Source organism: Vibrio pomeroyi, assembly GCF_024347595.1.
Lineage (GTDB): Bacteria > Pseudomonadota > Gammaproteobacteria > Enterobacterales > Vibrionaceae > Vibrio > Vibrio pomeroyi.
In genome coordinates this window covers 2124472-2140616 of the sequence record NZ_AP025506.1, presented here as the reverse complement: position 1 = coordinate 2140616, position 16145 = coordinate 2124472, and the positions used below count along the sequence as shown (strand labels likewise).

At 44.2% G+C, this 16145-nt stretch carries 9 protein-coding genes and 2 pseudogenes; 6 read left to right on the top strand and 5 right to left on the bottom strand.

The window, feature by feature from the left end:
- Positions 1 to 64: 64 nt before the first annotated feature.
- From OCV12_RS09500 to OCV12_RS09490, 3 genes are all read right to left on the bottom strand, one after another.
- Positions 65 to 1324 carry an alginate lyase family protein gene (locus OCV12_RS09500; protein WP_123304940.1) on the bottom strand — a complete coding sequence of 420 codons (1260 nt, stop codon included), beginning with the start codon at positions 1322 to 1324 and terminating at the stop codon, positions 65 to 67.
- Positions 1325 to 2047: 723 nt separating this feature from the next.
- Positions 2048 to 3601, bottom strand: a complete 1554-nt coding sequence (locus OCV12_RS09495) for a methyl-accepting chemotaxis protein (protein WP_261884510.1) — start codon at positions 3599 to 3601, stop codon at positions 2048 to 2050.
- Between the two features lie 494 nt (positions 3602 to 4095).
- Entirely contained in the window at positions 4096 to 4707 is a 612-nt protein-coding gene (locus tag OCV12_RS09490; protein WP_261884509.1) for a toxin-antitoxin system YwqK family antitoxin, read from the bottom strand.
- A gap of 522 nt (positions 4708 to 5229) precedes the next feature.
- On the opposite strand from OCV12_RS09490, the gene OCV12_RS09485 reads away from it, so the two are divergent.
- From OCV12_RS09485 to OCV12_RS09475, 3 genes are all read left to right on the top strand, one after another.
- Positions 5230 to 7002 (top strand): sodium:solute symporter family transporter, encoded by a 1773-nt coding sequence (locus OCV12_RS09485; RefSeq protein ID WP_026084408.1) that lies wholly within the window; start codon positions 5230 to 5232, stop codon positions 7000 to 7002.
- A 144-nt stretch (positions 7003 to 7146) separates the two neighbouring features.
- Positions 7147 to 8763 carry a polysaccharide lyase 6 family protein gene (locus tag OCV12_RS09480; protein ID WP_261884508.1) on the top strand — a complete coding sequence of 539 codons (1617 nt, stop codon included), beginning with the start codon at positions 7147 to 7149 and terminating at the stop codon, positions 8761 to 8763.
- A 234-nt stretch (positions 8764 to 8997) separates the two neighbouring features.
- Positions 8998 to 9192 (top strand): hypothetical protein, encoded by a 195-nt coding sequence (locus OCV12_RS09475; protein ID WP_261884507.1) that lies wholly within the window; start codon positions 8998 to 9000, stop codon positions 9190 to 9192.
- A 512-nt stretch (positions 9193 to 9704) separates the two neighbouring features.
- On the opposite strand, the gene OCV12_RS09470 is transcribed toward OCV12_RS09475, so the two are convergent.
- Positions 9705 to 11591, bottom strand: coding sequence for a methyl-accepting chemotaxis protein (locus OCV12_RS09470; RefSeq protein ID WP_261884506.1), 1887 nt, complete (start codon positions 11589 to 11591; stop codon positions 9705 to 9707).
- A 345-nt stretch (positions 11592 to 11936) separates the two neighbouring features.
- Positions 11937 to 12446, bottom strand: a complete 510-nt coding sequence (locus tag OCV12_RS09465; RefSeq protein ID WP_261884505.1) for a peptide-methionine (S)-S-oxide reductase — start codon at positions 12444 to 12446, stop codon at positions 11937 to 11939.
- A gap of 300 nt (positions 12447 to 12746) precedes the next feature.
- Between OCV12_RS09465 and OCV12_RS09460 the strand changes: the two genes are divergently transcribed.
- From OCV12_RS09460 to OCV12_RS09455, 3 genes and pseudogenes are all read left to right on the top strand, one after another.
- On the top strand, positions 12747 to 13859 hold the full coding sequence (locus OCV12_RS09460; RefSeq protein WP_261884504.1) for a YcjF family protein: 1113 nt from the start codon (positions 12747 to 12749) through the stop codon (positions 13857 to 13859).
- Positions 13846 to 14089, top strand: a pseudogene (locus OCV12_RS24960) (GTPase family protein); the annotation flags it as partial. The gene OCV12_RS09460 and the pseudogene OCV12_RS24960, both read left to right, overlap by 14 nt.
- A gap of 83 nt (positions 14090 to 14172) precedes the next feature.
- Positions 14173 to 15531, top strand: a pseudogene (locus OCV12_RS09455) (GTPase family protein); the annotation flags it as partial.
- Positions 15532 to 16145: the final 614 nt, after the last annotated feature.

Below are 16145 nucleotides of genomic sequence, written 5' to 3'. Positions count from 1 at the left end.
CACTGTTTTTAATTAAAAATGGTTGTTCAAGGGGCGGTTACCAAGCCCCTTGTAGTTATTTGGATTAAAGCTTCGGGTAAAGCAGTTCTACATCTCGTTGAGCCCAAACTTCCGCTAGGTTCTTCTTAACCGTGAACTCGCTGAAGTCAGTTTCTGTTGCCAGTTTCACCCACTCAGGGTTTTCCATAGCAACACCGGCTTTCAGGTAAAGCGGAGTCATGCGTTCAACGCGACGACGTTCATCTTTTTGTGTGTATGGCCACTCTTTCGACAGGTCGTTGTAGTCAGCCATTAGCTGAATACCTGTGTCTAAAGAGCCACCTTTTTTGTTTGTGTAGTTCCAAAGATCGATGCCGACTTTGTCACCGATCTGAGCCATACCGACCAATGGGTCTAGGCTGAAGTAGTGGTAGTGGTAAGCACGTGTACGTTCGATTTCATGGGGCTGAGAGCCATCTTTTTCGAATTGTGTGTCGATACGCATTTTGCCTTTCTGAACCATCTGCTTAGCCAGTGCGTCGTTACCAATAAAGTAAGAAACGCCTGCTACTTGATAGTCGTACCAAGTGCCGTGGTTGTTTTCTGCGTAAGCTTCGCCTTTAGGGCCACCAGACAGATCATCGATGATTAACCAATCTAGATATTCGCTGTACCACTGAGTGATTTGCGTTTCATCAGACTCAGTCCACGTTGGTGATTGAGACAGAATGGCGATTGAATCCAGCATGCGGTCAGTCAGTGTTCTGGTATCGATGATTCCACCGCGGCGACCTTCAGCAACGCCAGGCACACCTTGTCCGTAGTTCACGTTCGGGTTCATCTTCGTATCTTCATTGAAGAACCAAGTTCTTACATATTCGATACCTTGCTGAGCGTATTTTTCGTCTTGGCTAAAGTAGTAGGCGATCGCTAATGCGCGAACAGAACGGGTGAAGTGGCCAATACGTTTTGAGTCAGTTTCGTCAGTTTTTGATGCTGGGTTGGTTTTTCCGTCATGGCGTACCCATGGAAGCCCATCTTCTTTTGATTCATCAGGCCACCAGTAAGGGCTGATGCTCATGTAATCGTTTTTGCTACCGCTTGGCGGAACCATGCCTTTATCAGCAACGCTGAAAGGACCATCGTTCATTGCTAGTTCTGCTTCTTCAATCAGCTTGGTGTAAGCGTCTTTCATTGAATCAGAAGCTTTATCTGACTGAAGAAGAGTGCGGTTCGCTTCTAATGTTGCTTCATCGAGGAAAACGAATTCAGCGGCCATAGCTTGTGAACCGAAAGTGATAGCACCAATACAGGCAGCCAGATGTAGGAGTCGGGGGGCTTTCATATTTACGCCTTTTGTTTTGAATTAAAATAATACAAATATGGTAGCGATCCGAGGCGTGATGATCTGTGAATTAGATCGTGTTGTAGTGACAAAACCACTATTTACAAAGGGTTACAAAGTTAAGGGTTGATATAACATCATGTTTTTATTGGTTAATTCATCTTGATAAGTCTGTTTATAAAGTTCTTGTTTATCAATAAATGTGCGCTACAGCAAAAAATTGAATCTTTAGATGTTATTTTTATTTGTAATACATTATTATTTACTAACTTTATGTAGCAACACTTATCTTTCGTATGTTGAATATATGTAGATTCAACAAACAACCGCTAAGTAGTGAAGTAAAGTGGATAGAGGAACGGATAGTTCAAAGGACGAGGCATTTGCTTGAGGTGATAAAAGCTTCAATCAGAGCTGGTTTGAAATGTAGTAGGCAAGGCAGTGACATCGCCTGCTATATAGAATCGAATTTAGTTAAGACGGTTAACGCCTCTCTAAATCGATGAAAAAAAGAAATCGTTGAAGTGCTTGCAAGAGCATTTTGATTATTGCTCCCAACTATTCTAATTATAACTTCTGCTTTCATTTAGAAAGGTAGGAGATGGTAGTCGAAGATCTGCCCTTGCGCTCATGTTGATACAGGCAACATGAGCGTTTTTTTATCTGGAATTTGAGTAAAGAGTCGTTTGAGGCTCAATAAGCGTGTAAACCGCGGTTTAAAAGCTAGGCTCTTAGGTTGATGACAGCTCGCTCAAGTGCGTCGGTTTGTTCTACCACAGACGTTGCAGAAGCGGCGTTTTTCGACGCTCCCGTTACATTGGCCAATGTTAGCTGCTTAATGGCACCCACGTTTTCAATGATCTCTGAGGTAACAGCGCTTTGCTCTTTCATTGCATTCGCCACTTCCAAACTGTTGTTTAAAATCGTTTCCATGTCAGCGATAACAGAAGTGATTCTTGAATGCGCATTCTCACAAGAGTCGACGCTGCTGTTGCCTTTCTCACAACAACTTTGAATCGTATTAACGACCGTTTGTGTTTGGTCTTGAACGCCTTGGATTATCTTTGAGATCTCTTCGGTCGAAAGTTGTGTTCGGCCAGCCAACGTTCTTACTTCATCTGCCACCACCGCAAAACCACGGCCTTGTTCTCCCGCACGAGCTGCCTCGATGGCTGCATTGAGAGCAAGTAGGTTGGTTTGTTCTGCGATGTCTTTAATCACTTCTAATACAGTATTGATCTTCTCTGAGTGAACAGAAAGGCGATTCACTTCTTCACTGGCACTGACAAGATCAGTCGATAGGGTATTGATGGTGTCTCTGGTGAATGCCACATTATTCAGACCTTCGTTTGCCGTAGCGAAACTGGTTTGCGCATTGGATGAAGCGTTTTCACTGTTGGTCGCTACGTTTTGAATATTGCTGCCCATCTGGTTTATCGCGGTCGCAATGTTCTCGGTCTGTTGCTGCTGTTTGTTTAAAGCACTCTCAACTTCCATTCCGTCATGTTGTAGCTGGTTCGAAATATTGCCGAGCTCTTTAATAGAGCCCTGAACTTGGCCGACGAGCTGACGAATATCAGTAAGGACTGTATTAAATGCCTTTGCGATATCGGCAATCTCATCCGATCCCTTGTCTTCAGCTCTTACGGTAAAGTCGCGCTGTTGGGCGACGAGCATCATGGTTGAGTTCAGCGAGGCTATTTTCTTTGCTACGCGAGATGAGATGCCAAAAGACAGCGCCATCAATAACGCAGCGACGGTAATAATGGAGCTTACAATGAAGGTGGTAATGGTTTGCTGAATCGATTCGACTTGCTGTTCTAATCGGCCTTCAACGTTGATGAATATAGAGAGAATATCTTCAAACAGCATTTTCATTTCTGATTTCAGTTCAGCGACTTTGGCGGGGTTGCGGTCGATGGCATCGACCATTAACGAAAAGTCTTTGTTGTATTGCTTTACTTCAAGTGTCAACTTCTCTAACTCAGGGACTGCGATATCAGACTCTTTAAGCAAGACTGAGAAACCGCCCATAAGTTGTTGAAAGTGAGAGTACTCTTGAGCAAACACTGGCTTGAGCGTTTTATCGTGGCTTATCAGAAGCTCTAATTCTGTTCGATTGAGCTGAAGCATAGAGACTTCGAGTGACTTTACCTTGATCAGCGTTTTCTCAAGTTTGATCAGTTTTAGATTGGCCAGTTCTGTAAATGAAACCACGATCAGTAAAGACAGGATGGATAAACAAGTAAGGCTAATTAGGGAAGTTTTAATTTTCATAGACGGGCACCAAAGCAAACAATATTACTCAACAACGTATTTGGAATCGTGTTTCTCTAATTTGCGTGTTAAATAGCTTATGAGGACGAAAAATGAGATCTGACTCGCAACGGAAACGTTTGCTAACAGTATTTTATAAAATGATTATTAACAAGTTAAATATTCATTATTTCAATGACTATTGGTGATCTTTTTGTCACTAAGAGGCTGTTTTGGCGCTAGAGATCGCTTTGTCACTAACAGATTGGTGGAAGTCAGCTGGAAGAGAAAGGAATACAACAAGCGGGAGAGGGAAGGCACTGTCTAGGGGCAAAAAAATACGAGCATTCACGTCGGTTTACATGAATGCTCGTTTCTAGTGTCGATTTGTTTGAGAGAAAGGCTATCTAACAACCATAGTATGAGTTTTTGTGGCTATGTTTTAGGTTACGCATTTCTCTATAAGCGACATAAAGTAGGCTTAGCTTTTATGAAGACCTAGCGACTGAGCAAATCTAGCTTTGAGTCGGCATCCACACTTGTTTTGACGTGATTTTCTGGTCTTTGAACGTCAGTTCTTCGACCTTGTCGCCGTTAGAGTTCCAGCGAGTCAGTTTCCCGTTCGCCATTTCACCGTCACTGAATTTCGCTTGGCTCGCCTTATTGCCATTCGGGTAGTAGTCAGTGACCTGACCATCTTTTTGTCCGTCACTGTATTCTGCCGTTAGGCTTTGTTCGCCATTTGGATACCATCGAGAGGCAACACCTGATAGTTCGTTGTCTTTATAGTTGAGCTCGGCTTTCTTCTGCCCGTTGGGATACCAGGTTTCTGCCTTGCCTTGTAATTCACCTTTAACGTAATTCACTTTAGAAGCGACTTGGCCATTTGGATACCAACTGGTTTCTAAACCAAGTTCTAGGCCGTCGGCAAATTGAGCTTGGGTCGCGACTTGTCCGTTATCGAACTTCTCTTCAAACTGACCAGTAAAGGGTTTTGAATGGTTTACTTGATAAGCCAAGCCTTTACGCATCTGTAAATAGTCGACAGCATCTTCGCGTGATGTAGCTGCATAACTCATAGAAGACATCGTACTAAGAGCAATCAATATAGGGATGTATTTCTTCATAATGACACCTTTTTATTGGACAGGGGAAAGTGTAACCGGTGTGTTAAAAGCATTTCACTTCAGTGGCCGACTGTCAGTATCTATTAGTGGTTTTCAAGTTTTCATTATTAGCGGTCTAATGAAGGGAACTTTTCAAAGCGAAATTTGACTATAAATTTGTGATATTTGTAATACAAATGTGTCGCGTATATTCATTTTCATAAACTATATCTAGCGGTGTTTCCGTTGTTCGCATATGAAAATTTTCCGTAACGATTAACCGTTTTTAACAACTGTTATCAGTGTTTTAGTGACTTTGTTCTTATTTTACGGGGTTTTGATGAGTTTCCGGCGCTGGAGTCTGCACTAAGTTGATGAAAAGGTGCTCCCAGGCGGTGCAAATTTGAACTCGATCACTTGTATGATTAATTGAGAGTCAGACTGTAAGATCATTGTCACGCATTTAAATTATTGTAGTACAAATATGCTTGCCATCTATCTATAGTGACCCTAACAAAAAACATAAATAAAAAGGTCTTAAAGATGGAACTCAATACCCTGATAGTTGGCATCTATTTCCTATTCTTAATTGCGATAGGGTGGATGTTTAGAACGTTTACAAGTACGACAAGTGATTACTTCCGCGGAGGAGGTAACATGCTGTGGTGGATGGTAGGTGCAACAGCATTTATGACCCAGTTCAGTGCGTGGACATTTACCGGCGCCGCAGGTAAAGCTTTTACCGATGGTTTTGCGGTAGCGATTATCTTCATTGCTAACGCGTTCGGTTACTTAATGAACTACCTTTACTTCGCTCCTAAGTTCCGTCAACTGCGTGTTGTGACGGTAATTGAAGCGATTCGCATGCGTTTTGGTAAAGTGAATGAGCAAGTATTCACTTGGTCTGGTATGCCAAACAGCGTTATCTCCGCAGGTATCTGGTTGAATGGTCTAGCGATCATCGCATCGGGTATCTTCGGCTTTGATATGACAACAACGATTATCCTAACGGGTCTGGTTGTACTGATCATGTCAGTGACGGGTGGCTCTTGGGCGGTAATCGCATCTGACTTTATGCAGATGGTTATCATCATGGCAGTAACGGTGACATGTGCAGTCGTTGCTATTTACCACGGTGGCGGTGTTACGCAGATCGTTAGCGACTTCCCAACGGACTCGTTCATCACGGGTGACAACCTTAACTACATGAGCATCTTCAGCATCTGGGCTGTGTTCATCTTCTTAAAGCAGTTCAGCATTACCAACAACATGCTTAACTCTTACCGTTACCTTGCTGCGAAAGACTCAAACAACGCACGTAAAGCCGCTCTACTTGCATGTGTACTAATGACGCTTGGTCCAATCATCTGGTTCATGCCTTCTTGGTTCATGGCTGGTCAAGGTGTTGATTTAGCAGCAGCTTACCCTGAAGCTGGCAGCAAAGCCGCTGACTTCGCTTACCTTTACTTCGTTCAAGAATACATGCCAGCAGGTATGGTTGGTCTTCTGATTGCCGCTATGTTCGCAGCAACCATGTCTTCAATGGACTCTGGTCTAAACCGTAACTCAGGTATCTTCGTTAAGAACTTCTATGAGCCGATTCTTCGCCCTAAAGCGACAGAGAAAGAGCTAATGGTTGTGTCTAAACTAACGTCTACTTTCTTCGGCATCGCTATCATCTTGGTTGCTCTGTTCATCAACTCTCTTAAAGGTCTGAGCCTTTTCGACACCATGATGTACGTGGGCGCATTGATAGGCTTCCCAATGACGATTCCAGCATTCTGTGGCTTCTTCATCCGTAAAACACCGGATTGGGCAGGTTGGGGCACGCTAGTTGTAGGTGGTGTGGTTTCTTACTTCGTAGGTTTCGTTATCACTGCTGACATGATCCAAAACTGGTTCGGTCTAAACGAGCTAACAGGCCGTGAGTGGGCTGACCTGAAAGTGGCTATCGGCCTTATCGGTCACATCGTATTTACTGCTGGCTTCTTCGTACTATCAACACTGTTCTACAAGCCTCTTGCTGAGCACCGTGAGAAAGACGTGGACAAGTTCTTCAACAACCTAGCGACACCATTGGTTGCTGAGAGTAACGAGCAGAAGAAACTGGATAACAAGCAACGTCGTATGTTGGGTTCACTTATCGCAGTTGCAGGTGTGGGCGTAATGACAATGTTCGTACTGCCTAACCCAATGTGGGGACGCATGGTGTTCGTTCTTTGTGGCTTGATTGTATTCTCTGTTGGTTTGCTGCTTGTTAAAGCGGTGGATGACAAGGTCGAGAAGCAAGACGAAGTAACCCCAGCTGAAAGCTAAATCCTTATCCCTCAAGAGATACGGCTTCAACAAGACGACAAGTCTTAAGAAATTATAAGTTCAAACAAAGAAAACTTTAATAAAACGGTCACCAGTTAGGGTGGCCGTTATTTTGGTAATCCATTATTTAATGTGAGATGTAAGATGAAGAAAAAATTAATTTCGGTAAGCATTATTAGCGCGTTTACGTTAGCTTTCGCGACAGGCTGCACGACTCAAGAAAAAGCAGCACCCGTAATCAACGCAGCTGAGCAAGCGGTGCCTTCGATCAGCGAAATTGACCGTAGCTACTTACTAACTAGTGACCGCTTAACTGAGGTTGATGGCAATACACTAGACGTTGCGTCAGAAGAACAAGTGGCTGCACTAAAAGCGCAATTTGAAAACCTAAAAGATGGCGACGAAGTTGTTATCCCTAACGATAAATACGCGAACTTAGGTCAAGTGACGATTACTGCAAATGACATCACCATCAAAGCTGAACAAGCAGGTTCTGCGTGGATCACTGGCTTGATCCAGTTTGAATTGAAAGGTGATGACATCACGCTTGATGGCCTAGTGTTTACGGAAGGTGGTCCAAACGAGCGTTTTGGCGCAGTACGCATGATGGGTAATGGCAACACGCTGCAAAACTCAACATTCTACTACTTCAACCACGATTACACGTACGAGCCAGATGAGCGTCGCTCTGAGTATCCAAAGTACCTTTGGGTTTCTCTATGGGGTAAAGACGGCAAAGTGATTAACAACCGTTTCGAAGGTAAGCAAAAGCGCGGTACTTTGATTGGCGTTCAAAAGGACGACACGTCAGACAACCACCTGATCGCGAACAACATCTTTATGGATCAAAAGCCGAACCAGTTTAATGAATTCGATATCAAAGAAGCGATTCGTTACAACGGCAACAGCTGGGAAGCGATCCGTATCGGCGATTCTAAATCTTCACAGTGGGATTCAAGCTCTAAGTTTGTAAACAACCTGATGATCGATATGGATGGTGAGCGTGAGCTTATCTCTATTAAGTCGGGCGACAACACGATTTCAGGTAACACAATCTTCCAAAGTGCGGCACTGATTTCATTGCGTCACGGTAAAGGCAACACGGTTGAGAACAACATGATCTTGGGTAACGAGAAACGCCTAACGGGCGGCATTCGTATCTACGATGAAGACCATGTGATCCGCAACAACTACATTGCTAACACTCGTGGCCGTGATGGTGTGATTGAAGGCAACGCTGACCTACGTGGCGGTATCGTGATTAACACGGGCATCATCGACGTAGCGAATGGCGAGCAGTTAGATCAATCGGTGAAAGGCAAAGAGCTTAACAAGCAATGGACTCCGAAAAACATCACTATTGAAAACAACTCTCTAGTCGATACTGAGTGGGGCATTGTTTACGGTAACCAAAGCCACCGTGTAAGCCTGTTTAACAACGCAGAAGTTGAAGGCATCTATGCAGGTGTGGACGTGGCGTTCAAACACAACGTGGTTGATAACTCGCAATCTCCTGAGTTTGTAAGTGTGCGTGCCACTCACGACTTCCCATTAGTGGGTGCGACTTACACAGACGAAACTTACGTGGGTCAAGTGACGGACTCTGAGCTGATTGAAAGCTACTCGGTTGAACTACCAAAAGTAGCGGTCGAAAACGGCATGAATGCTTACCAAGGTGAAGGTGCAGATGTGTCTAAACTGGCAGTGGTAACGGCTGAAACAGCAGGGCCAAATTACGTGCTTGAGAACACAAAGAAGTAACGCAGAATAAAGTCAGTTTTTAACTGGCAACGATAAAAACGAGCCCCGGAGCGTGTCAGCGTTCTGGGGCTTTTATGTTTTGGAAATTGTCATTTTCCTGTGCATCCTCTGAAAATTATTAATAATGGGCGTCTTCGTACAAAAAGTGACCACATGTGAGGTGCCCAGTTAATGTGTTCGAGTTCTCCTATCCATAATGCAGTCTTAAATTTACTGAAAAGCCAAGGATTCTCGATGCAGGAAGCATCTCTCATCACCAAAGCAGAAACGGAATATCTAACGTGCCGTGACAGACAAGTCGTCGAGCGTTGGAATATGAGCCGATGTCATTCTGAACACGCTAAGTCGGTGTCTTACGTTCAAAAATACAAGCTGATTGAGTATCTACTCGTGCTTAAATCGTCGAACCCTTCATTCTCCCAAATGTAACTGACTGAGCGAGGCTTATATGCACTTAACGACGATAAGACAAGCGATGACACAACCAGGAATACAGCAGTTACTGATAGCCAACCGTTTCAAAATCACTCCAGACCAATCAAATCATGAGAGTGGTTGTGCTTGCTCCATTAAGCCTCTTTCTCTTGTACGAGATTACGCCTACGGAACCCATTACTACTTGCTTTGTCCTCAATGTAAGCGCATTGAGGTGACGAGTATGAAAAAGACAAGCTGAGCTGAAGAAACGCTGAGCAGAGGAAACGGAGAGTCACTGCTGATCACTTCTTATGTTCTTAAACTCCCGTTCTCTAGATACCCGTATTGGCATTGACGAGTGAAAGAAAAATACACCCGATAGCAAAGAAGCTTACTAAGTTAATTAATGGCATGGTAAACCTAATTTGATGTTTGGATTTTGAATTGAGGAAAGGGAGTCAGAGTTGCCTAACTCCCTCGAGTTTTGCTTAGCTATAAGCCAAAAGCCAAAAGCTATTTACGATTTAGCCGAGCTTGAATGCTGATATTTCCACATCGAGTTCGTTAGCAAGCCCCGATAACTTCACCGCTTGAGAGGCAGCATCCTTCGCTTCTAACGCTAATTCATCAGACACAGCACGAATCCCTTCGGTGTTGATGGTGATTTCATTGGTCACAATGCTTTGTTCCTCTGCTGCCGCCGCGATTTGCGCAGCCATATCTGAAATCAAATCAACCGCTGAGTTAATGCTGGTGATGTTGGTCGAAGCTGTCGTTGCAACCGTAACACTTTCCATCGCTTTATTCTGACTTTGGCCCATCACCTTAACGGCATTGCTGGTGGTGGATTGAAGCAGCTCAATCGTTTGTTGAATCTCTTGCGTTGATGCGTGCGTGCGCTGTGACAACACACGTACTTCATCCGCAACAACTGCAAAGCCTCGTCCTTGCTCGCCAGCTCTGGCAGCTTCAATTGCTGCATTAAGGGCAAGTAGATTAGTTTGCTCAGCAATGTCTTGGATCGTCGATAGAATCGCATTGATGCTTGTCGCGTGCGTTTCTAGTTTGAGTATCACATCGGTTGCTGTCTGGACTTCGGTCGCCAGTTCCTCAATGGACGTTTGTGAGTTCGTCACTTGAGAGGCGCCTTCATGACAAGCTTCAACCGCTACTTGAGAATTCTGAGCGGTATTTTCTGCATTCGAGGCAATCTCTGAAGTGGCTGCTGACATTTCACCTACAGCGGTCGCCACCATGTTTACTTCATCTTGCTGCGTGATAATGCGGACACTGCGCGCTTCGGCTTGTTGAGACGTTATCTTAGCTTGCTGATTGAGCGACGCCGATATCGCCTTTAAGGTCGTGACCATACCGTGCATCTTGGATACAAAGGTATTGAAGTTATTGGCCAGTTGACCCACTTCGTCATCAGAACGTGGGTTGATTCGTTGTGTTAAATCTCCTTCGCCAGAAGCAATCTCTTCAAGCGAGTCTCGAACGGCCAGCAGATCTTTGAACAGGTACGAAATCAAAGACAGAACCAACGCAATGAGAACGATCGTTAAAATCACCGCGGTAATGATCAATTGATGTCGGAACGCCTTGTATCCAGCTTCTTCGGTCGCTCTGTCCATTTGAATGGCGAACAACCAATGGCTATCTGGAATCTTCTTAACGTAAAAGAGTTGTGGCTCAGCGTCTTGATTGAAAATATCAATGCGATGTTTCTCTTCCGCGTTGAGAATGAAGTCAAGGGTTAGGTCTCTGTGAATATGAGTCGTAGGTTGCATGAGAAGGGGAGAAGAAGGGTGCGCAACTAATGTACCGTCATATTCATCGATCAACATTGGTGTAGCATTCTCACCAATATCGAGGTTCACAATGTTTGAAATAAGGTTTTCAACGTCCAAGTCTGCTGCGATAACGCCTTGAAGTTTTCCATTGCGAGTGACAGGCGCAGCAATGGTGATCACCATTTTCCCGGTCACTTTATCTTTGTAAGCTTTACTGGTCACTGGCTCATTGGAACTTGCGCCTTTTTGGTACCAAAGTTCGCTTCTGGCATCGGTGTTTGATTTCAGCTCGGTATTATTCGAGCTAAAAAGCGCGCCGTGAGTATTGCCAAAAGTGACTTCTTGAAAATGGCCGTTTTCTTTAGCTTGTATCAAAGCGCGTTCAATATTTCCGGCTTCTAGCAGCGCACCTGTACTGACAATGATGTTGGTTCTGATATCGATCCATTGTTTGATCGACTCGGTTTCGGCATGAATGATGCCATCGGCTCTAAGGTATGTTGAGTTATGGTTTTGCTCGTATTGTTCAGAGGTGGATTGCCACGTGAGCAGTGTTGCCATGACGACGATGGCCGACGTGAAAGCAAAGGTTATTTTCTGTTTTAAGGACAGATTCATATAACACCTGTAAGTCTTGATGTTGCACTATTGCGGCGGCGTAAGTTATTACATTCAAGCTTTTGAGATCTATGAGATTCTGCCCAAAGACGTGTTTTTCAGATTATTCCTACTGCCCTGTGGGAGAATTATGAAGTCTTGGTTCTGAAAATCATGTAATAGGGAGGGCGTATTAAGGAGAGTGATTTGACGGGTTTCTGGGTACTGTTTCGTTCCAAATAGACTGGAAAAAGCCCCAACAGTGAGTGCCTGTTAGGGCTTTTTAGTGTTCTGTTTATAGCTTCTAAGATATTTAGATTCGAGGTTATAAGCTAAATTTCTTAGAAGCTAGGCTTGAGGCTCAAGTTAGGATTTATATTTATATAGCAGATCCCAAGGGATATGGCATAAGTGATGATCTTCAGGAAAGTGGCTTAAGTGATGCTGGTGGATATCGTCACTGGCGACGTATTTGGTTAATGGCAAAACCTCTAGAGCGATTCGGTCTGCGTCTTCACGTGATGCAATGTAGCGCTCGGCTTCCGCTAAGTGTTGAGCGTCAGTGCTGTAAACACCGGTGCGATACTTCTCGCCCACATCGACACCTTGTTTGTTTACGCTGTATGGGTCGATGATTTCAAACAGATGTTCCATCAGAACCGTGACGGATGTGATGCTTGGGTCAAACTCAATCTGCACACACTCAGCGTAGCCATCGTAAGCGTTTTGGTTGTCATCGCTTTTTGATGCTTCGTTTTCTTTTGGCTGGGCGCTGCCATTGGCGCGGCCTGCTTCTGTGCTGATCACACCGGGCACATACTTGATGAACTCTTGCACACCCCACAAGCATCCGCCTGCTAAATAAATTTGTTCCATACTTCTCTTTGGGCTCTCTGTGTTTTTTGCTAGCTTTTAACTGATGGCTGTTGATTACTAATAGACGACTTCAACTGTTACAGCGTCAAGCATATCAATAGCTTGGAGCATGCTTAAATACGTGATAGAACCGTATATAAAACAGGCTTATAAAAACAAGTGCTTAAGCATTGTAAATCAGCACGACTGAACAAACGTGTCACTGAACAAACTTAAGCTAAAGGCGATAACACGATTATATAAGTCATCGCACCTTGTCACCAACCCGAATCTCAACATCAAGTGAGCGTTAGTCTAACCATGTTTGATCAAATAAAAGACTTCATTAATCCGAGCAAGAACCCCGATCTCACTCAGGCTCATGAATATCAGCGTAAACATCTGCCGACCTTGTGGCTGTTGGGTAAAACGGGCGCGGGCAAGTCATCGTTTATTCAAGCGGTCACTGGGGATTCCTCTGTTGAAGTGGGTAACGGTTTTGCGCCATGCACCATGACGGCAATGTCGTATGCGTTTCCACAAGACAAACCGGTCATGCGCTTTCTCGATACCCGAGGTTTGGGTGAGGCCGATTATGATCCTACAGACGATCTTCAAGAGATCGGTCAAGCGGGTAATGCGCTTGTCGTGGTGATGAAAGTCGATGAGCCTGAACAATCCGCGGTGCTTGCTGCTCTGCAACAGATTAAAAAGCAAAAGAAGATTAAGCACTTGTTGCTTGTTCATACCGCTGTGTTGTCTTCCAATGAAGCAGACCGCGCAAGGCAAATTCAATTCAACACCAATCAAATAGAAAAGGTGTGGGGAAAGGGATTTGAATCGGTCGCGGTGGATTTTGAAACGGATGGATCTAGCAACAACAGTGGCGCAATCTACAATTATGAAGCCTTGATTGAAAAGCTGACCAACATCCTTCCTGTTATCGGAATGATGGTGGTCGACAAAGAGCATTCAACTCAAGAAGAAGCCAACTTTGACCAAGTAGAAAACGAAGTGCTTTGGTATGCAGGAAGTGCGGCCGCCAGTGACTTGATTCCGGGTGTTGGCTTAGTGTCTGTGCCTGCGATTCAAGCGAAAATGCTCCACAGTTTGGCAAACCAATATGGGGTGGAATGGAACAAGAGAGTCTTTAGCGAGTTGATAGGTACCTTGGGAAGCAGCTTTGCATTACAGTACGGAATGAAGCTCGGCACTCGACAACTGATAAAGTTGATTCCGGTTTACGGTCAAACGGTCGGAGCGGTAGCAGCTGCGGCCATGAGTTTCGGCACCAGTTATGGTTTAGGTCGAGCGGCTTGTTTTTACTTCTATCATAAGAACAAAGGTGAAGAAGTGTCTGAACAAGAGATGCAAAAGATCTACAAAGAATCCATGAAAAAAGGTAAGGCGGCGTCGGGCTATGAAGAAAATTAGAAACCTATTTCGATTACTGGCCGTTTTGTCGAGTGGCCGTTGGGGCATAGCTCTGATTTCGGCTATCTTCCCCAGCATTATCATGATGGGCTTTGGTCTTTTCTTGGCGGTCAAATATGGTTACTTATTGGAAATGTCGATTGCCATTGCAGTGAGTACCTTGCTGTTCACCATTCCTTTATTCATTTCTAGCCGCTCTTCTCGCAAACCAACTTATAGCAATGCGTCTGCAAACCCTGCGAGTGAGGGTGAAACCGAATCATCGCCTAAGAGTGCTGACACTGATGTGTTAGTAAACGATGCGTTAGTAAAGGACGCGATGGTCAAAGCATCCGATGAATGGTCGCAAGCAGAGCTGTTGATTTGGAATGACTCGAAACACTATGTGCGTCAGCAATTAAGTAACGAGATAGAGTGGGGCAACCTAGACCAAACCGGTTTAGAGGTACTTGAATTCGTCGCTAAAAAGTTTGATAAGAAATCACTCGATTTTTCGATTCCTGAAGGGCTTAAGTTATTTGAAGAGGTCAGCCGCCGCTACAAGTTGGTGGTGAAAGAACACATTCCGGGTATTGAGTATCTTAAGGTTTCTTACATCAAAGCGGGCTATGAAGCCTATGACAAATACGGCGAGCTAGGTCAGAAGATCTTCAAAGCGGCTATCTGGGGGAACCACCTCAAAAACTTGTATTTGAACCCTCTGAAAGTGATTTCTGATTTAGGTCGAGAGCAAGCGACATCTACCATGACCAAAGGTGTGGTCGATGACATGCAACACGCCGCCAAACAAGCCTTGTTAGATGAAGTGGCTGCGGTCGCGATTGATCTTTATAGCGGGCGATTCAGCATTGAAGACGAAGCGTTAACAGCATCTGATGTTTCAGAAGTCGACGAGAAACGTTTTGCCCCTGAATTAGAGCCCGTGCGAATTGTGCTGGTGGGGCAAACAAGTTCGGGTAAATCCTCTCTGATTAATGCCCTTAAGCAAGAGCTGGTTGCTGAAGTCGACGTTCTGCCATCAACCGATACTTCAACTGTTTACAACGCGTTTGTCGATGACAATGACGTTCGAGTGGTTGATCTGCAAGGGCTTGATGGCAACGCCAAAACCGAAGCGCAGATGCTTAAAGAGATGACTCAAGCCGATGTGGTGCTTTGGGTGCTTAAAGCCAATCAATCGGCACGTGAGCTGGATACACAGTTGAAGGGCAAGTTTGACGCTTTCTATGACGATCCGAAGAACATCTCACGTAAGAAGCCAATACTTGTGTCCGTTGTGAATCAGGTCGACAGACTAAAGCCTGTTGATGAATGGCAGCCGCCTTATGATTTGGATAACCCAACATCGGCGAAGGCTAAGATTATCGCTCAAGCGCTCGAATACAATCAAAAACTGTTACAGCCGGACATTGCTTTACCACTGGCGATTGCTCCTGAAAAGGCGCAGTTTGGTTTAGATGCTTTAAGGCAGACGTTGCTTGAGCGTATCGCTGACGCAAACAACGTGCAGAGAAATCGCCAACGTTTTGAAGCAATGAAAAGAGGGACGTCGGTTAAAGGACAGCTGAATAAAGCGGTAAAAGCCGGTAAGAAGGTGGCACCCAGTGCGCTGAAAGCCGCGACACCGAAGTTAGCTGAAATGGCGATTAAACAAGTGGTTAAGAAGAAGTAACCCGATTTAATGGCAATAGCTATGGCAACAACAATAGTAACCAAGCTCTGATAAAGCTGAAGAAGAAGTTAACCGAACTCAGTGATTATCAGAGCTTGTTTTTATCGACCATTAGTTATTATTAAAGCTCTATTACTGCAGTTGTTTTTCTGTTCTTAGTTAATTCCACGAACTAGTTTAATAGTATTTAAACTGACGATATTCACACTTTATATAACACGCTATCGTATTTAATTACCATTCTAAATATTGATCACATTTATACTTTCTTTCGCTGTATTTATAAAAAAATTGCACTATATTTAAATTTCGGATCACCTTGATTTCAACGTAGGGATATATTGTGAACATGTATCTGAAATGGCAATCAACAACATGGCTAACCTTGTTAGCTTGGTATACTTTAGATCACCAGCTCTCGTTCCACCTTTCTTCAGAGTAGTACCCTCTAGGCGTCACGCGCCAGCAGAGCCTATGAGCTTTGCCCAATCCTGTTAATTTCGTCTTTAAGAAATTTAGTAACTCATGCGTTTAGTATTTATTTTTATGCATGGAGATCTTGTCTCTTAGTCATTATTAATTGGAAACTAATCAATACATCATTGATTAAATAA